Source organism: Shewanella halotolerans, assembly GCF_019457535.1.
Lineage (GTDB): Bacteria > Pseudomonadota > Gammaproteobacteria > Enterobacterales > Shewanellaceae > Shewanella > Shewanella halotolerans.
In genome coordinates this window covers 2,924,402-2,948,845 of record NZ_CP080417.1, presented here as the reverse complement: position 1 = coordinate 2,948,845, position 24,444 = coordinate 2,924,402, and the positions used below count along the sequence as shown (strand labels likewise).

At 53.5% G+C, this 24,444-nt stretch carries 17 protein-coding genes and 15 tRNA genes; 17 read left to right on the top strand and 15 right to left on the bottom strand.

Translation table 11 applies throughout. The features are described 5' to 3' along the window. The first annotated feature begins 183 nt into the window (after positions 1-183). The 3 genes from tyrR to maiA all read left to right on the top strand — a co-directional run bounded on the left by tyrR (position 184) and on the right by maiA (position 3,701). Complete coding sequence (tyrR, locus tag K0H81_RS12785) at positions 184-1,728, top strand: transcriptional regulator TyrR (protein WP_011865236.1); 1,545 nt, start codon at positions 184-186, stop codon at positions 1,726-1,728. Positions 1,729-1,974: 246 nt separating this feature from the next. After that, a complete protein-coding gene (locus K0H81_RS12780; RefSeq protein ID WP_220058559.1) occupies positions 1,975-2,961 on the top strand; it encodes a fumarylacetoacetate hydrolase family protein in 987 nt (328 codons plus the stop codon). A 95-nt stretch (positions 2,962-3,056) separates the two neighbouring features. After that, a complete protein-coding gene (gene maiA, locus K0H81_RS12775; RefSeq protein WP_220058558.1) occupies positions 3,057-3,701 on the top strand; it encodes a maleylacetoacetate isomerase in 645 nt (214 codons plus the stop codon). Between the two features lie 29 nt (positions 3,702-3,730). On the opposite strand, the gene K0H81_RS12770 is transcribed toward maiA, so the two are convergent. Next, positions 3,731-4,621, bottom strand: coding sequence for a LysR family transcriptional regulator (locus K0H81_RS12770; RefSeq protein WP_220044807.1), 891 nt, complete (start codon positions 4,619-4,621; stop codon positions 3,731-3,733). 200 nt (positions 4,622-4,821) lie between these two features. Between K0H81_RS12770 and K0H81_RS12765 the strand changes: the two genes are divergently transcribed. After that, entirely contained in the window at positions 4,822-6,039 is a 1,218-nt protein-coding gene (locus K0H81_RS12765; protein ID WP_220060855.1) for an MFS transporter, read from the top strand. Between the two features lie 15 nt (positions 6,040-6,054). On the opposite strand, the gene K0H81_RS12760 is transcribed toward K0H81_RS12765, so the two are convergent. The 13 genes from K0H81_RS12760 to K0H81_RS12700 all read right to left on the bottom strand — a co-directional run bounded on the left by K0H81_RS12760 (position 6,055) and on the right by K0H81_RS12700 (position 15,146). Further along, the gene (locus tag K0H81_RS12760; RefSeq protein ID WP_011865241.1) at positions 6,055-7,422 is read right to left on the bottom strand and encodes a sigma-54-dependent transcriptional regulator; all 1,368 of its coding nucleotides are present in this window, start codon (positions 7,420-7,422) and stop codon (positions 6,055-6,057) included. A gap of 2 nt (positions 7,423-7,424) precedes the next feature. Continuing rightward, complete coding sequence (locus K0H81_RS12755) at positions 7,425-9,248, bottom strand: sensor histidine kinase (protein ID WP_220058557.1); 1,824 nt, start codon at positions 9,246-9,248, stop codon at positions 7,425-7,427. 83 nt (positions 9,249-9,331) lie between these two features. Continuing rightward, the gene (locus K0H81_RS12750; protein WP_220058556.1) at positions 9,332-10,729 is read right to left on the bottom strand and encodes a TRAP transporter large permease; all 1,398 of its coding nucleotides are present in this window, start codon (positions 10,727-10,729) and stop codon (positions 9,332-9,334) included. Further along, positions 10,729-11,367, bottom strand: a complete 639-nt coding sequence (locus K0H81_RS12745) for a TRAP transporter small permease (RefSeq protein WP_220058555.1) — start codon at positions 11,365-11,367, stop codon at positions 10,729-10,731. Before K0H81_RS12745 ends, K0H81_RS12750 begins: the two co-directional genes overlap by 1 nt. Positions 11,368-11,454: 87 nt before the next feature. Continuing rightward, positions 11,455-12,420 carry a TRAP transporter substrate-binding protein gene (locus K0H81_RS12740; protein ID WP_258406460.1) on the bottom strand — a complete coding sequence of 322 codons (966 nt, stop codon included), beginning with the start codon at positions 12,418-12,420 and terminating at the stop codon, positions 11,455-11,457. Between the two features lie 309 nt (positions 12,421-12,729). After that, the gene (locus K0H81_RS12735) at positions 12,730-13,962 is read right to left on the bottom strand and encodes an MFS transporter (protein ID WP_258406286.1); all 1,233 of its coding nucleotides are present in this window, start codon (positions 13,960-13,962) and stop codon (positions 12,730-12,732) included. Positions 13,963-14,104: 142 nt separating this feature from the next. Further along, a complete protein-coding gene (locus tag K0H81_RS12730) occupies positions 14,105-14,332 on the bottom strand; it encodes a hypothetical protein (RefSeq protein ID WP_144204076.1) in 228 nt (75 codons plus the stop codon). Between the two features lie 152 nt (positions 14,333-14,484). After that, positions 14,485-14,560: transfer RNA gene (locus tag K0H81_RS12725), tRNA-Val, on the bottom strand. Positions 14,561-14,598: 38 nt separating this feature from the next. Next, positions 14,599-14,674, bottom strand: a tRNA-Val gene (locus K0H81_RS12720). Between the two features lie 37 nt (positions 14,675-14,711). After that, positions 14,712-14,787 (bottom strand) — tRNA-Val (locus K0H81_RS12715). A gap of 38 nt (positions 14,788-14,825) precedes the next feature. Beyond that, positions 14,826-14,901 (bottom strand) — tRNA-Val (locus K0H81_RS12710). 59 nt (positions 14,902-14,960) lie between these two features. Further along, positions 14,961-15,036, bottom strand: a tRNA-Val gene (locus K0H81_RS12705). Positions 15,037-15,070: 34 nt separating this feature from the next. Continuing rightward, positions 15,071-15,146, bottom strand: a tRNA-Val gene (locus K0H81_RS12700). Positions 15,147-16,106: 960 nt separating this feature from the next. Between K0H81_RS12700 and gltX the strand changes: the two genes are divergently transcribed. The 12 genes from gltX (at position 16,107) to K0H81_RS12640 (ending at position 20,672) form a co-directional block, all read left to right on the top strand. Beyond that, on the top strand, positions 16,107-17,516 hold the full coding sequence (gene gltX, locus K0H81_RS12695; protein WP_011865248.1) for a glutamate--tRNA ligase: 1,410 nt from the start codon (positions 16,107-16,109) through the stop codon (positions 17,514-17,516). 103 nt (positions 17,517-17,619) lie between these two features. Then, positions 17,620-17,695: transfer RNA gene (locus K0H81_RS12690), tRNA-Ala, on the top strand. 80 nt (positions 17,696-17,775) lie between these two features. Further along, positions 17,776-17,851: transfer RNA gene (locus tag K0H81_RS12685), tRNA-Glu, on the top strand. 107 nt (positions 17,852-17,958) lie between these two features. Further along, positions 17,959-18,034: transfer RNA gene (locus K0H81_RS12680), tRNA-Glu, on the top strand. Between the two features lie 107 nt (positions 18,035-18,141). Beyond that, positions 18,142-18,217, top strand: a tRNA-Glu gene (locus K0H81_RS12675). 305 nt (positions 18,218-18,522) lie between these two features. After that, a tRNA-Glu gene (locus K0H81_RS12670) sits at positions 18,523-18,598 on the top strand. A 107-nt stretch (positions 18,599-18,705) separates the two neighbouring features. Beyond that, positions 18,706-18,781, top strand: a tRNA-Glu gene (locus tag K0H81_RS12665). A gap of 107 nt (positions 18,782-18,888) precedes the next feature. Further along, positions 18,889-18,964 (top strand) — tRNA-Glu (locus tag K0H81_RS12660). Between the two features lie 122 nt (positions 18,965-19,086). Further along, a tRNA-Glu gene (locus K0H81_RS12655) sits at positions 19,087-19,162 on the top strand. Positions 19,163-19,236: 74 nt separating this feature from the next. Then, positions 19,237-19,312 (top strand) — tRNA-Ala (locus K0H81_RS12650). 282 nt (positions 19,313-19,594) lie between these two features. Then, positions 19,595-20,065: a GNAT family N-acetyltransferase gene (locus tag K0H81_RS12645; RefSeq protein ID WP_220058552.1), complete on the top strand. Its 471-nt coding sequence runs from the start codon at positions 19,595-19,597 to the stop codon at positions 20,063-20,065. A gap of 106 nt (positions 20,066-20,171) precedes the next feature. After that, positions 20,172-20,672, top strand: a complete 501-nt coding sequence (locus tag K0H81_RS12640; protein WP_220058551.1) for a cytochrome P460 family protein — start codon at positions 20,172-20,174, stop codon at positions 20,670-20,672. A 135-nt stretch (positions 20,673-20,807) separates the two neighbouring features. Here K0H81_RS12640 and K0H81_RS12635 read toward each other — a convergent pair whose 3' ends face one another. Next, the gene (locus K0H81_RS12635) at positions 20,808-22,637 is read right to left on the bottom strand and encodes an ABC transporter ATP-binding protein (RefSeq protein WP_220058550.1); all 1,830 of its coding nucleotides are present in this window, start codon (positions 22,635-22,637) and stop codon (positions 20,808-20,810) included. 242 nt (positions 22,638-22,879) lie between these two features. On the opposite strand from K0H81_RS12635, the gene K0H81_RS12630 reads away from it, so the two are divergent. Then, positions 22,880-24,391, top strand: a complete 1,512-nt coding sequence (locus K0H81_RS12630) for a DNA-3-methyladenine glycosylase 2 family protein (protein WP_220060854.1) — start codon at positions 22,880-22,882, stop codon at positions 24,389-24,391. Positions 24,392-24,444: the final 53 nt, after the last annotated feature.

Sequence of the window (24,444 nt, the reverse complement as noted above, 5' to 3'; positions counted from 1 at the left end):
TTTGGTTGCTTTTCGAATCCGGTGTAAACAACTCTTGCCACAAATCTCATTACACTCTAACGTATAGGCGTTTTATCGGCATTTCTGCGTGGCGTGTCACACTTTTTCTGGCATGAGACGCAACCATGCTCGCGATAATCCCAAAAACCGTGAAGTAATAAATATAAAAAGGGACGAAAGGGTATGCGCTTAGAAGTAAGTTGCATCGACCGCGTGGGTCTAGCAAAAGACATTCTGGTGATCCTCGAAGGCTATGGCATTAACCTGATAGCTATCGATGCCAGTAACCAGGGATTTCTCTATCTGCAGTTTGCTGAGGTCAACTTTGATGTGCTCAGTGAGCTGCTGCCGTTAATCAGGAAGGTGGAAGGGGTGCACGACGTGCGCACTGTCTCTTTCATGCCTTCCGAGCAGGAGCATTATGCGCTTAAGACCTTGCTGAAGACACTGCCGGATTCTGTCTTCTCCATTGATGTTAAGGGGCGGATCCGTATCGTCAACGAGTCGGCGCTGATGACGGTCAACATGGGTGAGCACGAGGTGCTCGACGAACCCCTCAATCATTGGGTGCAGGGCTTTAACTTCAACCGCTGGCTCAGCGAGCCGTTGGTGTTGGCCCAGGCCACACGGGTCAACATAGGCCAAAGCGAATACCTGGCCGAGATGTTGCCCATCTATCTGCCCGACGAGAACGACAAGACCATACTGGCGGGCGCCGTAGTCTCCCTCAAATCGCCCGCACGGGTCGGCAAGCAGTTTAACGCCCTACAGAATCAGACCACAGGGTTTGAGAATGTCCTGGCGGTCAGCGACAAGATGAAAGAGGTGTTGGTGCAGGCCAGACGCATGGCCCAGCTCGATGCGCCTCTGTTGATCACGGGTGAGACGGGCACAGGCAAAGAGCTGATGGCCAGAGCCTGCCACGATGCCAGCATGCGTCGAGAGCATCCCTTTATCGCGATTAACTGCGCTGCCATGCCAGACAGCGCGGCCGAAGAGGAGCTCTTCGGTTATGTCAGCGGTGGTGAGGTGGTCAAGCGTGGCTTCTTCGAGGAGGCCAAGGGTGGCACCGTCTTCTTAGATGAGATTGCCGAGATGTCCAAGGCGGCTCAGGTCAAACTGCTGCGTCTGTTGCAGGATGGCACCTTCCGCCGGGTGGGCGGCGATGTGGAGGTGCGCTCGGACGTGCGCATCATCTGCTCGACCCAGAAGAATCTGGCCGAACTATGCCAGACCGGTGAGTTCCGCGAAGATCTCTACTATCGCATCCATGTGCTCAGCTTCCATATGCCGTCGCTTCGCGAGCGCAAGGTGGATGTGATCCCCCTGACCGAGATGTTCCTCGAGCATTACAGTCAGCAGCTGTCTATCCCCATTCGCCGCATTTCGGCCCCATGCCGTGAGCACCTGCTGGGCTATGCCTGGCCGGGTAACGTGCGTCAGCTGAAAAACGCCATCTTCCGTGCGGTATCCATGTGGGATGGCTCGGCGGAGCTGACGGTGGATCAGCTAAAATTACCGTCATACGCCGAAGGCTTTGGTTATTTCGATCATCAGTTTGAGGGCAGCCTGGATCAGGCGATGAAACAGTTTGAGGCGAGCCTGCTCAGACGCCTCTATCCGGCGTACCCCAGTACCCGCCAGCTGGCGAAGAAACTCGGGGTGTCTCACACGGCCATCGCCAACAAGCTGAGGGAATATAAGATCAGCAAGCAAAAAGGGATGTAAAACCTTATTGCCAGTTGGCAGACGGTTTTCTAGGCAGCAACAAGGCCGAAACCCCATGAATTTGGGGTTCTCGCTGCCTGTCATGAATTGTTTACAAATTTGAATGTTAGGGGAAGGAGTGTGATTTGTATCACGCTATTCCTATCTTGAGGCGCATAGGGTATTTCTATGCCAAATTGATAGTCCCAGACCCGTTAGCGGCGCGCCCCTAAGGTCTGGCAAGAGAAGAATTCGGAAGGAGTGGGTATGAAGTTAGCAAGTTATAACAACGGCCGTCGTGACGGTCAGCTGATGCTTGTGAGTAAAGATCTAACCAAGGCTGTTGCAGTACCGGCCATCGCGCACACCATGCAGCAGCTGCTCGACGCCTGGGATCTGCTTCAGCCGCAACTGCAAGAGCTTTATGATGCCCTTAACCAAGGCGTGCTAGACAACACGGTCGACTTCGACGAGAACAAGTGCCTGTCACCGCTGCCACGTGCCTATCAGTGGGCGGACGGTAGCGCCTATGTGAACCACGTTGAGCTGGTACGTAAGGCCCGCGGCGCCGAGATGCCAGAAACCTTCTGGACAGATCCTCTGGTGTATCAGGGCGGTTCTGACAGCTTTATCGCGCCTAAGGCGGATATCGAGCTGGCCAGCGAAGAGTGGGGCATAGATTTTGAATCTGAGGTGGCGGTGATCACCGACGACGTGCCTATGGGCATAGACGCTGATTCGGCCGAGAAGCATATCAAGCTGCTGATGCTGGTGAACGATGTGTCGCTGCGTAACCTAATCCCAGCCGAGCTGGCCAAGGGCTTCGGTTTCTTCCAGTCTAAGCCGTCCAGCAGCTTCTCTCCTGTCGCCGTGACCCCTGATGAGCTGGGTGACAAGTGGCATGAGTCTAAGGTGCATCTGCCGTTGATCACCCATCTGAACAACGAGCTGTTTGGTAAGCCAAACTGTGGCATCGACATGACCTTTAACTTCAGTCAGTTGATTGCCCATTTCACCAAGACTCGTCCATTGGGCGCCGGCGCCATCATAGGTTCGGGCACCATCTCTAACTATGATCGCAGCGCTGGCTCTAGCTGTCTGGCCGAGACCCGTATGCTGGAGACCATCAGCGACGGTAAGCCATCGACCTCATTCATGCGTTTCGGCGATCGCGTGCGTATCGAGATGCTGGATGAAAATGAGCAATCTATCTTTGGTGCCATCGATCAGCAGGTGGTTGAGTACAAAGGTTAATTCTCAAAAACTTTTGAGACTTCGGGGCGACCAAGGTTGCCCCGTTTTTGTAACAGCCGCCGGGCAATGGGCGGAGAGAGAAAAGGAGCCGTGTGATGAAATTATTGGGCTACTGGCGCTCCAGCGCCGCTTATCGGGTGCGTATCGCATTGAATTTGAAGGGACTGGATGCAGAGCTCGAATCTGTGCATCTGGTGAAGAATGGCGGCGAGCAGCACTTGCCTGAGTATGCCGGGCTCAATCCCCAGGAGTTGGTGCCAACCCTGATCGAGGGCGACAACGAATTTGTCTTGTCTCAGTCGCTGGCGATCATCGAATATCTCGATGAGCAGTATGGCGGCGTTATAATGCTGCCAAGAGAGCCCAAGGCGAGAGCCGAGGTGCGCGCCATGGCACTCTCTATCGCCTGTGAGGTGCATCCGCTGAATAACCTCAAGGTGTTGCAGTATCTCACCAACACGCTTGAGCTCGATGAGGATGCCAAGAACGCCTGGTACCATCACTGGATCCACCAGGGCTTTAGCGCGTTTGAAAAGCAACTGGAAAAGCACGCCGGTACCTACTGCTATGGTGATGAGGTGACGCTGGCGGATCTCTGCCTGATCCCTCAGGTCTATAACGCCAATCGCTTCAAGGTCGACTTGAGCGCTTATCCCAACATTCGCCGTATCTGGGATAATTGCCATAAGCTCGAGGCCTTCCAGTTAGCGGCGCCCGAGCGTCAGACAGATGCCAGTTAGATTGGTCTCATGAAGCCGTTAGCATACCGCTAAGGGTTATTCATCAAGAACTCGACAAACGCCCTGTCGGCAAGGCCGATGGGGCGTTCTCTATTCCAGGCGATATGCAAATCCAGATGCACCGCAGGTGAGAAGGGGATGGCGCGGATAGGATCCCTGGCCTCGATCACCATCTCCAGCACGCTGGTGATGGCAAATCCTTGGGCGACCACCTGTTTGATCAGGTTGATAAGGTTAGTCTCGAAGGCAATATTCACCTCGAGATCCAATGCCTTGGCCTGAGACAGCATCCACTCGCGGTGGAAATAGCCGGGTTTAAACATCACCAGCTCCTGCTCGAAAAACTGCTCCAGGGTGATCCCTTTGTGCTCCGCCAAGGGGTGATCTTCTCCCACGGCCACCACCATCTGCTCTCTGAGCAGCAGATGACTGTCGAAATTAGGCTGCAGATCCTGGCCCGTGATGATGGCGATATCCACCTCTTCGTTTTGCAACATGCGCAGACTGTCTCGGGTACCGCCCTCGAACAGGGAGAGCTTGAGATCTGGATACCTGTGCCTGAAGGCCATCAAGCGAGAGGGCAGGTAGTAGGAGCCCAGCATGCCGGGCACCGCGATGCGCACCTCGCCCTTGGTGAGATTGGCCATAGATTTAATATGGGCCTCTGCCTGTTTGACCTGCTTGAGGATCAGCCTGGCATGTTGCGCCAGCGCCTCGCCTTCGGCGGTGAGGGTGAGGCGGCTGCCATCTTGACCGCGATAGTGTTTGTTACGGTTGACGAGCGTGACCCCGAGGGATTCTTCGAGGCGTTTTATCCCCTGACTCAGGGCGGGCTGGGCGAGGTTGAGCTGTTTGGCCGCCAGGGTAAAGCTGCCCTTGGTCGCCAGCGCCTCGAACTGCCTAAGCTGTTTGATATCCATCTTTCATCCCACCTTCTCGCATTTTTCTATCACGCTGAGTTAGCACCATTGTCTTAAGCGCTTTTTAGCAGATTGTTTTCAAGCTTTGGTCATCGGAATTGTCTATAACAAGTTGTTATCGACATCATATGTATAATCTATTTTTGTTATGTTAGCGCCGGTGCTAGCCTGTGTCTATCTATCCTATTGAGCGCGACAACATGACCGCCAGCCGTCCACTACAACTTCGTCTGATCTGGGGCCTTTCTCTGGCCTCCGTGGTGATCTACATCAACCTGTATATGGTGCAGGGGATGTTGCCGCTGATCGCGACCAGTTTTAGCGTGTCGCCGGCCCACGCCACCCTGTTGTTGTCTGTGACCAGCTTCTCCATGGCCTTCGCGCTGCTCTTCTATGCCACCCTGTCTGACAAGCTAGGCAGGCGTAAGCCGCTGCTCTGGAGCCTGGCGCTACTTGTGGTGGCGGATCTCATGTTGATCTGGGTGCAGGATTTCTCGGCGTTGGTGGCGGTGCGTTTGTTTCAGGGGATACTGCTGGCGGCGGTGCCCGCCATCGCCATGGCTTATTTTAAGGATCTGCTCGATACCAGCGTGCTGCTTAAGGCGGGGGCCATCTATATCGGCGCCAACAGCCTGGGAGGCATCGCCGGGCGCCTGCTCGGCGGTCTGATGACAGAGTATCTGACCTGGGTAGAGGCCATGGGGCTGGTGAGTGTCTTGACCCTTGCTGGCGTGGTGGGCGTGTTACTGTTATTGCCGCGACTCGACCGGGTGCGGATCCGTCGCCGTCAACACAAGAGCGGTTTTGGCCTCGCCGATCTCAAGGGCTTTGGCCTGCACCTTGGCGATGCCACCCTGGTGAAGCTCTACCTCTTGGGGGCGCTGGCCTTCATGGTGATGGTCAATCAGTTTAGCTATATCCAGCTGCACCTGATGCAGGAGCCGTTTCATTGGGGCAAGTTTCAGGTCACCCTTATCTTCCTCTGTTATCTGAGCGGCACCTACGCCTCGTTTCGCTCCGCCAAGTGGGTGACCCGCCTGGGACGTCAGCCGCTGTTTATCCTGTCGGCGGTGATGATGTGCGTCGGTAGTCTGGTGACCCTGGGGGATACCAGCAGCGCCATCGTCATAGGTTTTCTGCTGTCGAGCTTTGGCTTCTTCACCTTCCACAGCGTCTGTAATGCCTGGGTAGCCCAGCGCGCCCAGCAGCACAGGGCGAAGGCCACGGCGCTCTACCTGTGTAGTTACTATCTGGGGGCGGCGCTGGGCGGCCCTTTCCTCTTGCCCTTCTGGCAGCATTGGGGCTGGAGCGGCGTGGTGGCTGGCAGCCTGACCCTGCTTAGCGGTGTGATCTTCTTGGTGGTGATGCTGCAGCGCACCCATAGGCCGCGCACTCCGCTGTTAGATGCGGCGAGCTAACGCCTAGGGCTGCCACTAGTTGATGAAGGTCTTACGGTTGAGGCCGAACTTCTGCATCTTGTCATAGAGGGTTTTGCGCGGCAGCTCCAGCTGCTCCATGGTGAGCTTGATGCTGCCCTTGTTGTTACTCAGCGCCTCTTCGATCAGCAGGCGCTCGAAAAACTCCACCCGCTGCTGCAGCGACATGTTGGCGTTGAGTTGACTGCTCTGACCCAGTGAGGTGGCAAAGGCCGCCTCTGGCCCTAAGAGAACATAACGTTCGGCCAGATTGCGCAGCTCCCTGACATTGCCGGGCCAGTCGTGGGAGACCAGCTGGGCCGTGTATTCGGCCGTCAAGGGGATCAGCGCCTTGTGATAACGGGCCGAGGCGACCCGGGCGAAATGCAGAAACAGAAGACCGATATCTTCGCGTCGCTCCCTGAGGGCCGGAATCGGCACTGTCACCAGATTGAGGCGATAGAGGAGATCCTGGCGAAACTCGCCCGTGTCGCACAGACTCTTGAGATCCACCTTAGTGGCGGCAATGATGCGAATATCCAGGTCTATGCTCTTGTTGGAGCCGAGGCGTTCCACCTTTCTGTCTTCCAACACCCTGAGCAGCTTAACCTGCAAGGATAGCGGCGTGCTCTCAATCTCGTCGAGAAACAGGGTGCCGCCGTTAGCATATTCGAACTTGCCGATACGTGTCTTATCGGCGCCGGTGAAGGCGCCAGATTCGGCGCCAAACAGCTCGCTCTCTATGATGGTTTCGGGAATAGCGCCGCAGTTGATGGCGACGAAGTTGGCTTCGGCTCTGGGGCTGTGGTCGTGCAGATAGCGGGCGACCAGCTCCTTACCCGTGCCTGTCTCGCCCTCGATCAACACATCGGCGGGCATATCGATCACCTGGTGGATGATGTGGCGCATCTGCTTGATCCCCGGGCTGTGGCCCAGGATACGTGGCCCAGGGGTGCTCTGGGATTCCAGCTCACGTTTCAGGCTGCGGTTTTCCAGGGTCAGGGCGCGTTTCTCCAGCGCCCGCTTTGCGATATCCAGCATGTGCTCGTTGTTAAAGGGTTTCTCGATAAAATCATAGGCCCCCTGTTTCAGCGCCTGCACCGCCATGGCGATATCACCGTGGCCGGTCAGCAGGATTATGGGAATATCCTTGTCCTGAGCCAGCAGGGTGCGCATCAGCGACAGGCCGTCGATATCTGGCATGTTGACGTCTGAGATCACTATGCCCGGCCAGTTGTCGGGCAGGCCGAGGCCAATCTGCTTGGCGTCGGTGAGGGCCAGGGCGCGGTAGGATTCCAGTTCAAACAGCTGTACCAGCGCCGAGCCTATCAGGGGCTCGTCATCGACGATTAAGATGTCGTATTGATTAAAAACTTGATTTTGCATCGTTATCCTACTGCATGAATGGGCAAGGTGATCTGGAAGATGGCGCCGCCCTGTTGGCGGTTGGCAACGCTTATCTTACCCTGCATCGCCTCGACGATACGCCGGGAGATCGACAGCCCCAAGCCCAGCCCCTGACGCGAGCTGGTGTAGTAGGGGTCGAAGATCTTCTGCATCTGGCTCTCGTCTATGCCAGTGCCTGTATCTTCTATGGTGATCTCCAGCCGATTGCTCACCACCACGCCTATGATCAGCTGTTTCGGGTTGCTGGCACGCATGGCCACCATGGCATTGCTCATCAGGTTGATCAGCACCTGCTGTAGCCTAATCGGGTCGCCCCAGAGCAGCGTCTGACACTCAGTGTTGTTGAGCACCAGATCTATCCCCTGTTTGTCCACCTCGGGCTGGACTATGGTCAGCGCATCCCTGATGCACTGCGCCACGCTAATCGCCTTGTCGTTGCCCTGGCTCTTACGGGTAAAGCTCTTAAATTGCGAAACTATGGCCGCCAGACGGTCGGTGAGCTCTATGATGGTCATTATGTTGCTGGAGACATCGTCCCACTTGGCGCGGGAGAGCAGGGTCTGGGTGTTCTGTGCATAGCTGCGAATCGCCGCCAGCGGCTGGTTGATCTCATGGTTGATGCTGGCCGACAGGCTGCCGATCACAGTCAGCTTGGCGGCCTGGATCAACTCATCCTGGGCCTCTTTGAGCTGTTGGTGACTGGTCTCCAGCGCCTGGGTGCGCTCCTTGACTCTTTGTTCTAATTGCTCATGGGCTTGTTGCATGCGGCGGGTGTTCTTACGCTTCTCGATGGCGAATAACAGTGCCAGCGCGCACAGCAGATAGAGGGCGCCATAGAGCAGGAGCAGTGGCGGCAGCGAGCGGTAGATGGGTGTCATGGGCGAGAGGATATGCACCTGCCAGCCCGCGTCACTCATGTAGGCGGCGTTATCCATAAACTCGGCGCCGCGCTTGTCATCGCCTATCTGATAGATCTGATAGTCTGCCGCTAGGGATGGGGCAAAGGGGGGCTCGATCGCCAGCGGACTGATCTCGCGGTTGGCGTAGCGTCTCGAGGATTCGATGCGCTGCTTGAGCTGATGAGTCACAGGCGTCAGCGCGGTGAGGCGCCATTCAGGTCGGCTGGAGAGGAAGATAATATGGTCCGGGTCGCTGATGGCGAACTCATAGTTGCTGCCCCTGGCCATGCCCGTGCTCTGCTGCTCTATCTCGGTAACATCGACCTTGACTACTATCGCCCCTAACACCTTGGCCTCGCCCTGGCTGGGGGTAACCGGATAGCCGTGGCTATAGATGGGATAGGAGAAGTAATAACCGCGTTTGTTCGAGCTGGTGCCGACGGCGAAATAGCGGCCCATCTTGCCCTCGATGGCATCCTTGAAATAGGGTCTGAAGGCGTAATTCTTGCCGATAAAGGAGTAGCTCTGCTGCCAGTTGCTGGCGGCGATGGCATCGCCGTCGATATTGACCAGATAGATATCCAGCGCCTCTGTGATGCTCTGGATCTCCTCCAGATAGCGATTGAGCGGCGTGATGGTATCGGGATCGTCCTGTTTTAACAGGGCACTGGCCAGCAGCGGGTTGGTGGAGAGCACATGGGGGATGCTCTCATAGCGACTTAGAGAGCCCGAGAGGAAGCTCAGCAGCTCCTTCATCTGGGCGTTGGATTGTTGCCGCGTCATCTCATAGCCATGTTCCAGATGGAACCAGTAGGCGACCCGTAGGGTAAAGGCGAGGCCTAGGAGTATGATGAAGCCGACGCCGAGATATTTTCTTCTTGTTATAATTTTCGACATATAAGGCATGTCCAATTGAAAAAGCGAATCTGAAAGGGGACCGATTAGATCCCGTTTCAGACTCGCCCAATTGTTAAGCAAAATCAAGTGATTTAATAACCGTTTAACTTATCAATATATTCCGGCAGGAACAGAGAGATCTGCGGAATATAAGTGATCAGTGCCAGGAAGAAGAGCAGCAGCGCCAGCCAAGGGATACAGGAGTGGATCACCCATCCCATGCTGCGGCCGGTGATCCCCGCGGTCACAAACAGGTTGAGTCCCACAGGTGGCGTCAACATGCCTATCTCCATGTTCACGACCATGATGATCCCCAGGTGGATAGGGTCTATCCCCAGCTGAGTGGCGATTGGGAACAATATGGGCGCCATGATCAGCAAGATGGCCGATGGCTCCATAAAGTTACCCGCAGCGAGCAGCAGCAAGTTGACTATGATGAGGAAGCCCCATACCGGCAGTCCCATGCCTACTATGGTTTCGGCAATAAGGTGCGGAATACGCTCTGTGGTGAGCACGTGGGCGAACAGCATGGCGTTGGCTATGATGAACAGCAGCATGATGCTGACCTTGGCACCATCGCGTACCACGTGGCGGATCTCTTTGTCGGCCGGGGTTTTGAAAACTGCCAGCACCATGAAGCCAAGGTTACGTAGCGCGGCTCTGATGAGCGATTCACCGCTATCGCGCCAGCTGACATTTTTCAGCGGGCCGATATCGCGATAACCAAATACTGCGATGAAATAGGCATAGACACAGGCAACGGCCGCCGCCTCGGTGGGGCTGGCGACACCGCCATAGATGGAGCCGAGCACGATAAAGATCAGTGCCAGGCCGCCCATCGCCTTGGCGCTCGATATCATCAGGGGGCGAAAACCAGGGAAGGGACGGGAAGGCAGCTTCTTGATGCGGGCCACAATATAGATGGCGAGCATCAACAAGAGTCCCATCATCAGGCCAGGGATAAGCCCCGCCATGAACATGCGCGCGGCCGAAACTTCCGTCGCCGCCGCGTAGACCAGCATGACGATAGAAGGCGGGATCAAAATCCCCAGGGTGCCCGAGGTGGTGATCACCCCAGCGGCAAACTTCTCAGGATAACCAGCACGAACCATGCCGACGATAACGATAGAGCCGATGGCGGCAACCGTGGCGGGGGATGAGCCAGATACCGCGGCAAACAACATACAGGCCATCACTGAGGCCATGGCGAGACCACCGCGGATATGACCTACGCTGTCCATGGCAAAGTCGATAATGCGCCTAGCGACGCCGCCGGTGGAGAGAAACGCCGACGACAGAATAAAGAAAGGGATCGCCAGTAGTGTGTAGTGCTCCGAGGTGGACTCATAGAGCTTCAATGCGACCGAGGCCAGTGAGTCATCGGAGAAGAGCAATATGGTCAACATGCTGGAGAAGCCGAGGGCGATGGCGATCGGCATGCCCAGCAGCATACAGAGAAACAGGCTGATAAAGAGGGTTGCTATAGTCATTATTTTTTATCTCCCGACTGCTTGTCGTCGGCCTGGGCCTCTTGATCGATAAGGTGCATGCTCTCCTTGGCCTCATCGGCAAAGGCAAAGCCGTCGGTTTTATTGGTGATGATGGCCAGAGCCAGCTGCAAGAAGCGCCAGGTAAGCAGAATAAAGCCGATGAGCAGTATGCTTTGAGAGATCCACAGCGGCACAGCTGGCTCCTCGACGTCGATGCGCAGATATTCCCAGGCAAAGTCGCCGTCCAGTCCGCCAATCAGAAAATGGGGCAGGTCGATATCTTCCATGGGCACGCCAATTTGATACATCTTGGCCAGGTATTCCCAGCTGCCGACCAGGAACATGCCGCAGTAGATGAGGCAGATGGCTACGGCCAATATGGCGGTGTACTTACGTCCCTGGGCGGGGAGTTTTTTCACGAAGGCATCGACGCCTATGTGAGCGCCGACCTTGACGCCATAGGACATGCCAAACAGTACGAACCAGCCGCAGATGGTGAGCGTTAGCTCCTGGATCCACAGGAAACCTGTGTTAAAGAAGAAACGGGCGATCACTTCGACAAAGACCAATAGGGTCATGGCGGTGATCAAGGCGTTAAGTACCACCTCTTCGATATGAGAAAAAAAGCGAGACATCATCTCTAAGACTCCTTAGATAGGAAAGAGGCCGAATGCCATGGAAACGGCCTCAATGCTTTCCTATTAAGTTTAGTGGGTTAGCGCTTATTATTCGTTTGAGGCAACGGCGGCATCGATAAGATCTTTACCTATCTTATCTTCGAACTGTGCCCATACAGGTTTCATGGCGTTGACCCAGGCGGCGCGCTGGTCTGGCGTCAGGTAGGTGACCTCTGAACGCTTAGAGTCGATGATGGCCTGCTTGTCCTTGTTAACCTTAGCCGCGGCTATTTCGTTACCATAGGCAATGGCTTCATCCAGTGATGCCTTGATCACCTTGCGCTTGTCGGCGGGTAGGGACTTCCAGAAGGTGTTTGAGGTGACCACCATGTAGTCGAGCACACCGTGGTTACTCTCTGTGATGTTGCTCTGTACTTCGTAGAACTTCTTCGAGTAGATGTTAGACCAGGTGTTTTCCTGACCATCGATGGCGCGGGTTTGCAGCAGGGTGAAGACCTCAGAGAAGGGTTTCTTCACCGGAATGGCATCGACCGCCTGGAACTGGGCAGCTAACACGTCTGAGGCCATGATACGGAACTTCTTACCCTGAGCATCTTCTGGCAGGACAAGCGGGCTACTGGCCGAGAACTGCTTCATACCATTGTGCAGGTAACCCAGGCCGACGACACCCTTGCGCTTCATCGAGTTCAGCAGTTGCTGGCCGGCGTCGCTCTGTTGGAAACGGTTAACGGCGTCCATGTCTTTGAAGAGGAAAGGTAGATCGAATAGCTGCAGCTTCTTGGTGTAGCGTTCGAACTTGGAGAGCGATGGCGCCACAAACTGCACATCGTTCAGTAGCAGGGCGGAGAGCTCGTTGTTGTCACCAAACAGTTGAGAGTTTGGGAACACGTTTACCTGGTATTCACCGGGTAGACGCTCTTCTACTAATTGTTTGAATTTCAGTGCCATTTGGCCTTTAGGGGTGTTTTCGGCCACCACATGGGAAAACTTAATTTCCGTTGGCGCCGCCCAACTGTTTAAGCTGGCCCCCAGAAGGGCCGCAATTGAGGTCATCTTGACGATCTGTTTGATAAAGGTACAGGTGTTGAGTCTGGTCATTTTGTTATCCCTATTATTGTTAATCCTTCAGTGCCTTAGGGCGACTGCAGGTTCACAGTGTGCTTAACTCATAGAAATTATAGGCAAGGACCAGGCCAAAGATGTTTAAATTATGTAAATTACCCTATATCAATATGTTGCGGCATATTGGTTAATTAGTAAACAGCTGTGCTTGGGGAGGATGTCGCCCATTAGTCTTATTTCAATGGGTGGGAATCCACCCATTTTGTGTGGGCAAAGTTTGAACTGAGTCCCGTTATCGGGTTAATTGTGCGCTGGCCAATATTCACGTTTGAAGTGACCGTGATATAGGATGGCGCCGGAAGCCGCCGCGCACAGGGCTCCGATCAACAGCACAATCTTGACATCGAATACGGCCAGCAGGCCGCCGAATAGGGCGGCGAGCAGGTTGCCGACGCAGAAGATGGTCACCAGCATGCCCATGAGCTGTCCCTGGGGCCTGTCTTGATAGGCATGGGACAGGTAGGTCGGCAGGAAGCTGTTGTAGATGGCGATGCCCGCGCCTATGGTCATGAAGGTGAGCAGATAGCTGTCATTAGTGAGATAGGGAAAGCAGGCCAGGGACGCGCCAAACAGCAAGATCCCCACCAGGCTCGCGCTGGCGTGGTTGAGCCTGCGCTGTAGCACAGGGGTAAACCAGATGCTGGTGGCGATCATGCAGCCGGTGAGCAGCACGGTTACCCAGCTGATCTGCGCCGGGGTGAAGTCCGCCTGTTGCACCAGGTGTAGCGGATAGAACTCATAGTAGAAGTTAACCCCCATGGTCAGCAGCAGGTAGAGCAGAAAGAAGCGTCTCAGGGCCGGCTCTCTGAGCAGCACCAGGCTGGAGCCTTTCTCGGCGTTAGCCTGGGTCTCATCGAGCTGATGGGGCAGAAGCCTGTGACTCAGCAGGGCACACAGAATACAGGCAACCGCCGCCGCGCCAAACACTGTCTCCATCCCCCGATCTATGAGGTAGCCGCCAGCTAACGGCCCTAGCAGATAGCCGCCATAGCCCATGGCGCTGATCAGCGAGAAACTGCGGGTCTTATCGATCTGCGGATGGAGATCGGCTGCTATCGCCCTTGCGATGGCGATGTTGCCCTCGCAGATCCCCGTCAGTAAACGCGCGAGACAGAAAAGGACAAACTGCTCCGAGTGCGCTGCGAAGGCCGTGAGCCCATAACCCAGCGCGCTGCCCATCAGGGTGAGGCTGAGCAGACGCTTGCGCCCATAGGTGTCAGACAGGCTGCCGATGAAGCTGCCGCCAATGATGATCCCCAGTGGATAGATGCCTAAGACGATGCCCATTAAAAATTCGCTGGGCAGGCCCATGAAGTGGGTTAGGGGAGAGCTGTTGTCGTGAAATAGCGGTGCGAGTACAGGATATGGCAGTGCAATGCCCGCCACACTGATCAGAGTAACGATTAAGGTGACGCCGAGAATGCGCTGAGCCGTCTGGCTGGGAGCGGCTTGTTGGGAGTCGGTGGCCTTCATGACAGCCTTCAAAAGAATCAATAGGTAGGACAACTCTACCTCAGTGACTAATTAAGTAAAGTATTTTGTTTATTTAATTAGGGCGGGTGAATGAAGGTTAGAAGTAAGTTATTTATTTTATTGGTAATAATATCAGCATTTATTATTTGGGTGGGTTGATGCGTTTTAGAATTGCCTCGCTGGGTAGCAGCTCCAGGTGGCCTTGGGCATCAAAATACCAACCCGTGATGAAACCTTTTTGTCGCATGGCGACCAGGTTTTGCATCACCTCCTTGGCTTCGAGCATCGCTTCCTGCTCATCGCATTCATGGGTGAGTTTTAGGTACGCGGCAATACTTGCCAGCGACGCAGATTGAGTAACATCAGCCATGTTCAACCACCTTGAGTCTTACTTGGTTTGAGCGAAGTCTTAATGAAGAATAGTTGAGGCTAAGGGATTCGCAATAGCGAGAACCGGGCGCGATGGCTTGCTGCTAGGCTGTTTGATTATAAATAGGGAGGTGAAGCATTAAAGAGGAAATATGGTGGTCGATACTGGGCTCGAACCAGTGACCCCCTCCTTGTAAGGGAGGTGCTCTCCCAGCTGAGCTAATCGACCTGGGACTGTCTGTGATTTATCGTTTCATAGCCATGCTATGGTGGTCGATACTGGGCTCGAACCAGTGACCCCCTCCTTGTAAGGGAGGTGCTCTCCCAGCTGAGCTAATCGACCTGGGATAAATACAGCATATTACATATTTTGATAACAATGGTGGTCGATACTGGGCTCGAACCAGTGACCCCCTCCTTGTAAGGGAGGTGCTCTCCCAGCTGAGCTAATCGACCTGGGACATTATTATATTCGATATTCTCTCGTGAAGAGATGGTGGTCGATACTGGGCTCGAACCAGTGACCCCCTCCTTGTAAGGGAGGTGCTCTCCCAGCTGAGCTAATCGACCTGGGAATATCTCACAACATTAAACTCGATGCACCACATATTTGAATCTAGGACAAAATATGGTGGTCGATACTGGGCTCGAACCAGTGACCCCCTCCTTGTAAGGGAGGTGCTCTCCCAGCTGAGCTAATCGACCTGGGACACATCAAATTTTATTACCATACAGAGTATGGTGGTCGATACTGGGCTCGAACCAGTGACCCCCTCCTTGTAAGGGAGGTGCTCTCCCAGCTGAGCTAATCGACCTCGCTGTGTGGGGCCGTATTATAGGGGGGAACGATCTACTGTCAACGCTTTTTTCGAGAAAATAATGAGTCCGGTTCAAATTTGTTCGGATCGTCTTAATGTTAAACAAATCAGGATGATTTCCGGTGCCGCCCAGGCGAAAGCCTGAGCAGAAGGGGGCTCCAGCTTGTCGGTCAGGGCAAGGGCTTGGTAGAGACAAGCAATGCATAACTGGGCTGTTTGATAAAAACATCCGGCGAAAAGGAGCGAGCTTGCTCGTTTTTAACGCGTCGTTATTCACCTTTCTCTATCACTAGGCGGGTAAAATAATGCAGCACTTGCTTGAGTGAGGCGGCTTAACTGTTAGCACCATCTTTTTTTACACCATATATAGTCGCTGCAAATAAAAAAGACGCAGGGTAGGTGGTTTAGGCATTTTCTTATTTAGGCCTTTGCGATTTAGGCGCTTATCGCTTGGGCTCATCAATAGCGGCTGACTAAAAGCCGCTTTTTGCTTTCTATCTATTCTCCTTTGGGTGTTTATATAAGGGGGCTTATATAGAGCGGTGCAACAGTAGCCTGAAGCTCGCAGCATTTATGTACCCTATCTGATCATCTTTTCAGATCACCGCTTCTTTTATCTGTGCCTTCTCTATTTCTAGCATTCCCACTTTTATCTTTATTGGCTTTAGCTATATAGAGTAAGACAGTCATGCAGGAAGAGGTCATCTCGATAGAAAAGCGGGTAGGTGGTTCGGGTGACAATCTCGCGGCGGCACATTCCTAGCGTAGCTTCATCTGTTGAGTATCTGCCGAGGTAAGCCGCGTATCCTATGATGAGGCGATCACCTTTTCGGGCCGCCGGGCAAGCTGCGGTTGTCCAGGCTATTTTCTCTTATCCCATTTGGCTGTTAGAATAGCGGTCACATTAAATAGCTCAGTCTATATTTAGACCATTCGATAACAGGTTACTGTCCCATTATGACGATTAAGACGCGTTTTGCTCCAAGTCCTACCGGTTTTCTTCACGTAGGTGGTGCACGTACTGCACTCTATTCATGGCTCTATGCCCGCGCTAACCAAGGTGAGTTTGTCTTGCGTATCGAAGATACGGATCTCGAACGTTCAACTCCCGAAGCCTGCGCAGCTATCTTAGAAGGTATGGAGTGGCTTGGACTGAACTGGGATGAGGGTCCGTACTACCAGACTAAGCGTTTCGATCGCTACAACGAGATCATCGCGCAGATGCTAGAGCAGGGCACCGCCTATAAGTGTTACTGCAGCCGCGAACGTATCGAGGCGATGCGTGAAGAGCAGGCCGCCAAAGGCGAACAACAAAAGTATGATGGTTGCTGCCGTGACAAGGCGCCGCGCGATACCGACGAGCCTTTCGTGGTGCGTTTTAAAAATCCAACCGAAGGTAGCGTAGTGTTCGACGATCACGTACGCGGCCGTATCGAGATCTCAAACGAGTTGCTGGACGACCTAATCATCGCCCGCACCGACGGTACGCCTACCTATAACTTCTGCGTTGTGGTTGACGATTGGGATATGGGCATCACCTGTGTGGTACGTGGTGAAGACCATATCAACAACACTCCACGCCAAATCAATATCCTTAAGGCACTCAATGCGCCTGTACCTGAGTATGCCCACGTGGCGATGATCTTAGGTGACGATGGTGCCAAGCTGTCTAAGCGTCACGGCGCTGTAGGCGTTATGCAGTATCGTGATGACGGTTACCTGCCAGAAGCGCTACTTAACTACCTGGTGCGTCTAGGCTGGTCACATGGCGATCAGGAGGTCTTCTCTATCGAGGAGATGAAGCAGTACTTTAAGTTAGACGACATCAATAAGGCGGCGTCTGCCTTTAATACCGAGAAACTGATCTGGTTAAATCAGCACTATATGAAGGAGCTGGCGCCTGAATATGTGGCCAAGCACCTCGAGTGGCACATGCAAGATCAAAACATAGATACAGCAAACGGTCCTGCACTGGCAGAAGTGGTCTCTGCACTGGCCGAACGCGCCAAGACTCTAAAAGAGCTAGCTGCTTCTAGCCGCTACTTCTATGAAGACTTTGCCGAGTTCGATGAAACCGCCGCTAAGAAACATCTGCGTGGTGTTGCCTTAGAGCCGCTACAACTGTTGCAAAAGAAATTTGCCGAGCTGAGCGAGTGGAACGTAGAAGCGATTCACCAGGCTATCGAAGCGACGGCTGCCGAATTAGAGCTGGGCATGGGTAAGGTCGGTATGCCACTGCGTGTTGCGGTTACCGGTGCGGGTATGTCGCCTGCTGTAGATTTAACCGCTTTCCTCGTCGGAAAGGCTCGTTGTGAGCAAAGAATCTCCAAAGCGATTGAATTTGTAGCAAATAGAATAAATTCCTAAAAAACGAGTTGACACTTTTGGGTGTGCTGCATAGAATGCGCCTCGCAGTTGAGACACAGCCGGCAGATGCTCGCAGTGCACTCAAAGGTGACAAGTTAGGTAAGGGGCCTTAGCTCAGCTGGGAGAGCGCAACACTGGCAGTGTTGAGGTCAGCGGTTCGATCCCGCTAGGCTCCACCATCTAATTTGAAAGCATTGAAGCAATAGCCTACTGGCTTCGATGAGTATTCACTCGATACAGAGTATAACGTATCAACAGTGTCCCATTCGTCTAGAGGCCTAGGACACCGCCCTTTCACGGCGGTAACAGGGGTTCGAATCCCCTATGGGATACCACTTTCTTGAGTGGTTGACTGCAAAGTTGACGATTCGATAGCGTTGAAGCAATAGCCTACTGGCTTTGACGAGTATTCACTCGATACAGAGTATAACGTATCAACAGTGTCCCATTCGTCTAGAGGCCTAGGACACCGCCCTTTCACGGCGGTAACAGGGGTTCGAATCCCCTATGGGATACCACTTTCTTGAGTGGTTGACTGCAAAGTTGACGATTCGATAGCGTTGAAGCAATAGCCTACTGGCTTTAACGAGTATTCACTCGGTACAGAGTATAAGGTACCAACAGTGTCCCATTCGTCTAGAGGCCTAGGACACCGCCCTTTCACGGCGGTAACAGGGGTTCGAATCCCCTATGGGATACCACTTTCTTGAGTGGTTGACTGCGAAGTTGACGATTCGATAGCGTTGAAGCAATAGCCTACTGGCTTCAATGAGTATTCACTCGGTACAGAGTATAACGTACCAACAGTGTCCCATTCGTCTAGAGGCCTAGGACACCGCCCACTTTGGTTTATAAAGAGTCGGCGGCAGCAGGGGAGCGAAGCTCCTATGGGGATACCACTTTCTTGAGTGGTTGACTGCAAAGTTGACGATTCGATAGCGTTGAAGCAATAGCCTACTGGCTTTAACGAGTATTCACTCGATACAGAGTATAACGTATCAACAGTGTCCCATTCGTCTAGAGGCCTAGGACACCGCCCTTTCACGGCGGTAACAGGGGTTCGAATCCCCTATGGGATACCACTTTCTTGAGTGGTTGACTGCAAAGTTGACGATTCGATAGCGTTGAAGCAATAGCCTACTGGCTTTAACGAGTATTCACTCGATACAGAGTATAACGTATCAACAGTGTCCCATTCGTCTAGAGGCCTAGGACACCGCCCTTTCACGGCGGTAACAGGGGTTCGAATCCCCTATGGGATACCACTTTCTTGAGTGGTTGACTGCAAAGTTGACGATTCGATAGCGTTGAAGCAATAGCCTACTGGCTTCGACGAGTATTCACTCGATACAGAGTATAACGTATCAACAGTGTCCCATTCGTCTAGAGGCCTAGGACACCGCCCTTTCACGGCGGTAACAGGGGTTCGAATCCCCTATGGGATACCACTTTCTTGAGTGGTTGACTGCAAAGTTAACGATTCGATAGCGTTGAAGCATTTCTCTTACGAGATGGCCTACTGGTTTCGACGAGTATTCACTCCCTTACGGAGTCTAAATGTAAGACCGGCGTCCCATTCGTCTAGAGGCCTAGGACACCGCCCTTTCACGGCGGTAACAGGGGTTCGAATCCCCTATGGGATACCACAACTTATTTTGATAAATTTTGAAATAAGATGTTGTGTTTGTTCAGGTTTTACTGTATAGTCACAATCAGTTTCGGGGCCTTAGCTCAGCTGGGAGAGCGCAACACTGGCAGTGTTGAGGTCAGCGGTTCGATCCCGCTAGGCTCCACCAAATAAGCGTTTAGTTACGCGGAAAAAACCACCCAACAGGGTGGTTTTTTTTCGTCTGTCATTTACCTTATCGTTCCTTAGATCTACTCAGCTTCAGTGGCACGAATTTGATTGGCACCTTGATGCCTCAAAATGAGGCCGTCAAATACCTACAGAGCAGGAGCCTATCCAATTGCTTGTGTCTCGCCTATTTTCGCCAAACTAATCTGCCTTCGCCGAGCGGGGCATTATGTGCCACACTTCAGGAAAATCGTTAACCTGATGAATTAGGGCAATTATGTTGATGTTCATATCTAGAGATCTCGATGTTTTCCAATCAGAATTCGACCTGTCTGAGGTTTCAAGTGAATTAGCACGAGACTTTGAGAATTTAGTGTTAGCTGATATCACACAGTGCAAGATTAATGATGTTGAGTATCTTCGTTGGGTAATGGTTGCGGTCGAAGATGAGAGTCCTATTGGTTATTGTTATTTCAGGCACCATATTAAAAAATCAGTCACTTACATCGGTCAAATCTATGTTGATAAAGAAGCAAGGGGGAAGGCCATTGCACGTAAGCTATTGAATATGACTCTTGATTTTAGTTTTAGCCTTTTACCGAATCAAGTTGAGATCCACTTTACGACAAAGGAGCTTAACGCAAGTAAGTTAGTTGATTTGTTCTTTTATCGTGCGATGAAACAGAAGCGAAATGATAAATTTTTTGATATCAAAGCTACGGCCTTTTCATCCAAGCTTGAACTCGTTACATAATTCCTTTCCTAGATTACCTTCGGCAAAGCTTTCCTATTGAGACTACACTGACACACTAATAGTTAAGCCAGTAATTTGTGCTTTTCGCAACAGAGTGAGTCAGACAATGAAGACAATTCTTTTAATACTGTTATCAGCCGTTTCATTATTTTCATCAAATGGTTATGGAGCTGACAAAACGCCTTTACCTTCCCATGGCATTGACTATCCACTAGGTTGGCAGACCTGGTCAAGTATCGCCGTGTCCCATAGAACTGACAATAATACGGTGAGGGCTATTCTGGGTAATGATGTGGCTATCAAGGCAGCTCGTAGCGGTAAACATTCTCCCTGGCCTGACGGTGCCATTCTGGGCAAGGTAGTTTGGAAAGCTGGCGAATTAACCCATTGGCCGCAGGCGATAGGCCCCAAGGCTTTCGTCCATGCCGAGTTTATGTTTAAAGACTCGGTAAAGTACGCCGACACCTATGGCTGGGGCTGGGCGCGCTGGGTAGGGGAGGAGCAGACCCCCTTCGAGGGCGGCATGCAGGTCTGTATTAGCTGCCATACACCGGTTAAAGACAATGACTGGGTCTTTACCGAGCCGGCTTGGTTTCCGAATAAGTGATAAAGGTAGCCGTTTTATAGGCTGATAATGGGATGAAAAGCATCAGGCGGCAAGCCTAATATAGCGTATCGACTGACACAGCGTGCAGAAATAGCGGCTATGCCAGTCGATGGATTGGTGTCTTGGTAGAGTTATTTACTCTATGCCGAGGAAGCCACCTGTCTGATGGGCCCAGAGCTGGGCGTAGATCCCACCCTGTTTGATCAGTTCCTGGTGTGTGCCTTGCTCGACAATTTTGCCCTGATCTAACACGATCAACCTGTCCATGGCGGCAATGGTCGACAGGCGGTGGGCGATGGCGATCACCGTCTTGCCCTCCATCAGCTGATAGAGACTCTCCTGAATGGCGGCCTCGATCTCAGAGTCCAGCGCCGAGGTTGCCTCATCCAGCAAGAGGATAGGGGCGTTCTTTAGCAGTACTCGTGCGATAGCGATACGCTGGCGCTGACCGCCTGACAGTTTCACACCGCGCTCACCCACCTGAGCATCGAGCCCGTGATTACCCTCGGGATCGCTAAGTCCTTGAATAAATTCGTAGGCCTGGGCCTGGCGGATCGCATTTTCCAGCTCTTCCTCACTTGCATCCGGCTTGCCGTAGCGTATGTTGTCGCGGATGGAACGATGCAGCAGGGAGGTATCCTGAGTCACCATACCTATGTTGGCCCGCAGCGAGTCTTGCTCCACCTCGCGAATGTTCTGTCCATCTATGGTGATGCTGCCTTGCTCCACGTCGTGAAAACGCATCAGCAGGTTCACAAGGGTGGATTTGCCGGCGCCCGAGCGGCCCACCAGGCCGACCTTCTCGCCGGGTTTGATCTTGAGATCGAGATCTTCTATGACGCCGCTGGCCTCGCCGTAGTGGAAGCTGACCCGGTTGAAGGCGATCTCACCGTGAGAGACGGTGAGTTGGCTGGCATTGTCGCTGTCCTGAACGCTGGTGGGGCGCGACAGGGTATTCATGCCGTCGGCGACCGTGCCGATATTTTCAAACAGTGAGCTGATCTCCCACATGATCCATTGGGACATACCGTTGAGCCTGAGAGAGAGACTGACCGCCACGGCTATGGCGCCAATGGTGATGGCGTTGTCGCGCCACAGCCAGATGGAGACGGCGGCAACGCTGAAGGCGAGTAAGTAATTAATCACCTGCACGCTGACATTGATGCCGGTTACCAGACGCATCTGGCGATAAACCGTATTGAGGAAGCCTGTCATGCTCTCCTTGGCATATTGAGCCTCTTTCTGGGTGTGAGAAAACAGCTTCACAGTGGCGATGTTAGTGTAGCTGTCGACGATGCGTCCCGTCATGGTGGAGCGGGCGTCGGCCTGTTCGGTCGAGACCTGTTTCAGCTTAGGCAGGTAGTAAAATTGCAGCCCCACATAGATCATCAGCCAGACCAGCATAGGCAGCATGAGGCGCAGGTCGGCATCGGCGATGATCACCAGCATGGAAAGGAAATAGACCAGAATATAGACCAAGACATCTAGCAGTTTAGTGACCGTCTCGCGCACAGCCAGAGAGGTCTGCATCACCTTGGTGGCGATGCGCCCGGCAAAATCGTTCTGATAGAAGGCGATGCTCTGTTTAAGCAGATACCTGTGGGCGAGCCAGCGGATCGACATGGGGTAGTTACCCAAAAGCCCCTGGTAGATCACCAGGGCGTGCAGCAACACCAGCACAGGGATCACCACGAGCACCAAGACGGCCATCAGCAGTAACTTGTCACCTTGCTCGGCAAACAAGGTCTCTGGGCTGTGGCTGGCGAGCAGATCCACCAGGTCGCCCATAAACGCAAACAGTGAGACCTCGAGAATCGCCAGCAGCGCAGTCAGTATCGACATTAATGCGAGCGGCAACTCGAAGCCGCGCGTGTAATGCCTGCAAAACTGATAGATCCCACGGGGCGGCTGTACCGCTTCTTGGTCGGGTAGGGCGGAAACCCATGATTCGAAACGCTTAAACATTTAAGTCCTTATAAAATTTAGGCTTATTAGGATGATAGTCGATCTGATTGCTATCACTCATCATATAGCAGGCGTCATCCGAGTGCGACGAATTGTTGCTTAGATAGTTATTCTCACCATGAGTGCCGTTTTCCGCTAGTATCCAATCCCAGGCTGCATTAGAGTGGCCTTATCAAAGCAAAATGAGTCTTCTTCAAGTGAGCCAGCAAACACAAGAGTCTAGTGCAAAAGCGTGCAAAGCCATGCAGGCCGAGGTGCAGCATCCCAAGGCGGAGCAGTATCGCATCGCGCGTCTGTCACGGGATGCCAGATTCGATGGCCTGTTCTTCGTCGGCGTCTTCTCCACCGGCATCTATTGTCGTCCTATCTGCCCGGCAGTGCCTGCAAAGGAGGCCAATGTCAGGTATTTCGACGATGCCCTGTCGGCTGCTCAGGCTGGCCTAAGACCCTGTCTGCGTTGTCGTCCGGACAGCGCGCCGGGCTCAAATCCCTGGCTTGGTAAACAGACCAGCCTGAATCGCGCCATGAGTCTCATCGACGCCGGCATCTTGTGCGGCCCCCAGGCGATCCCTATGACGGGGCTCGCCGAGCGATTAGGGATCAGCGAGCGTTATCTCAGGCAACTGTTTCACGACAGCCTGGGCACTTCGCCCAAGCAATATGCCCTGTATCAACAGTTGATGTTTGCCAAACAGCTGCTGCATCAGACCAAGATGCCGATCACTCAGGTGGCCTTTGCCGCCGGGTTTAACAGCGTGAGACGCTTTAACGAGATTTTTCGTGAGCAGCTGCAGTTGACCCCGAGTGAGATCCGCAAGGCCACAGGCCAGCCATCGATGCCTCTACAGGGGTTGACGCTCAAGCTTGCCTATCGTCCGCCCTATGATTGGCAACATCTGCGCAGCTTCTTCGCCCAGCGCGCCGTGCCCGAGATGGAGTGGCTAGATGAACAGAGCTATGGCCGCAGCTTCGTGCTCGGCGCCGCCAAGGGTTATTTCTGCGCTGTTCATCACGAGCAAGAGGCCTGCTTTCATGTCACCATTCATCTCGCCGAGACGGACTCACTCAGTCAGCTCAAGGGGATCATCAGCCATATTCGTCGCATTCTGGATCTCGACGCCGACATGCTCACCATAGGCGATAAGCTGCAAGCGCTTGGGCAGGCATTGCCCCAAGTCTCGGCAGGCCTGCGTTTGCCCGGCGTCTGGTCACCTTTCGAGGCGGCCTGCCGCGCCATCTTAGGCCAGCAGGTGAGCGTGACCCAGGCGATAAAGCTCTTGGGGCAACTGGTGGCCGATTATGGCGAGACGATTAGCCTGAATGATAGTCAGGTGCTCCTGTTCCCAAGCCCAGAGGTGCTCGTGGATGCCAGCCTGGATGGGCTTAAGATGCCGGGGATCAGAAAAGAGGCGATTCGCGCCCTGGCAGCCTTTGCGATGGCTAACCCCGAGGCGGAGATAGACGACTGGCTGCAGATCAAGGGGATAGGCCCCTGGACTCTGGATTATGTGCGCCTGCGCGGGCAGAGTCTGCCGGATGTGCTGCTGGTTGGGGATCTTGTGGTCAAACAGCAACTGCTGGCGAACCTGCGACCCGAGCCGTCCAGTTGTGATGGTGAGCCTGCTGAAGACGAAGATCCCAAGGCGGCGAAGAAGCGGGCGCAGGCACAGTATCAGGCGCTCAGCCAAGAGGTGCTACGGCAGGTCGCCCCCTGGGGCAGTTATCTCACCCTGCAGCTCTGGAATCAGCAGTAGGCAGGGTGCCAAGAAATAACCTAATGAATCTAGAAGTAAACTAGGGAATATAA

Bases quoted from the DNA above. Each gene is read 5' to 3' on its own strand.
- K0H81_RS12780 (WP_220058559.1), top strand. From the start codon at position 1,975: ATGAAGTTAGCAAGTTATAACAACGGCCGTCGTGACGGTCAGCTGATG.
- K0H81_RS12630 (WP_220060854.1), top strand. From the start codon at position 22,880: ATGCAGGCCGAGGTGCAGCATCCCAAGGCGGAGCAGTATCGCATCGCG.
- K0H81_RS12730 (WP_144204076.1), bottom strand. From the start codon at position 14,332: ATGGCTGATGTTACTCAATCTGCGTCGCTGGCAAGTATTGCCGCGTAC.
- K0H81_RS12635 (WP_220058550.1), bottom strand. From the start codon at position 22,637: ATGTTTAAGCGTTTCGAATCATGGGTTTCCGCCCTACCCGACCAAGAA.
- K0H81_RS12735 (WP_258406286.1), bottom strand. From the start codon at position 13,962: ATGAAGGCCACCGACTCCCAACAAGCCGCTCCCAGCCAGACGGCTCAG.
- tyrR (WP_011865236.1), top strand. From the start codon at position 184: ATGCGCTTAGAAGTAAGTTGCATCGACCGCGTGGGTCTAGCAAAAGAC.
- K0H81_RS12770 (WP_220044807.1), bottom strand. From the start codon at position 4,621: ATGGATATCAAACAGCTTAGGCAGTTCGAGGCGCTGGCGACCAAGGGC.
- K0H81_RS12645 (WP_220058552.1), top strand. From the start codon at position 19,595: ATGTTCATATCTAGAGATCTCGATGTTTTCCAATCAGAATTCGACCTG.
- K0H81_RS12640 (WP_220058551.1), top strand. From the start codon at position 20,172: ATGAAGACAATTCTTTTAATACTGTTATCAGCCGTTTCATTATTTTCA.
- K0H81_RS12755 (WP_220058557.1), bottom strand. From the start codon at position 9,248: ATGCCTTATATGTCGAAAATTATAACAAGAAGAAAATATCTCGGCGTC.
- maiA (WP_220058558.1), top strand. From the start codon at position 3,057: ATGAAATTATTGGGCTACTGGCGCTCCAGCGCCGCTTATCGGGTGCGT.
- K0H81_RS12750 (WP_220058556.1), bottom strand. From the start codon at position 10,729: ATGACTATAGCAACCCTCTTTATCAGCCTGTTTCTCTGTATGCTGCTG.
- K0H81_RS12740 (WP_258406460.1), bottom strand. From the start codon at position 12,420: ATGACCTCAATTGCGGCCCTTCTGGGGGCCAGCTTAAACAGTTGGGCG.
- K0H81_RS12765 (WP_220060855.1), top strand. From the start codon at position 4,822: ATGACCGCCAGCCGTCCACTACAACTTCGTCTGATCTGGGGCCTTTCT.
- K0H81_RS12760 (WP_011865241.1), bottom strand. From the start codon at position 7,422: ATGCAAAATCAAGTTTTTAATCAATACGACATCTTAATCGTCGATGAC.
- gltX (WP_011865248.1), top strand. From the start codon at position 16,107: ATGACGATTAAGACGCGTTTTGCTCCAAGTCCTACCGGTTTTCTTCAC.
- K0H81_RS12745 (WP_220058555.1), bottom strand. From the start codon at position 11,367: ATGATGTCTCGCTTTTTTTCTCATATCGAAGAGGTGGTACTTAACGCC.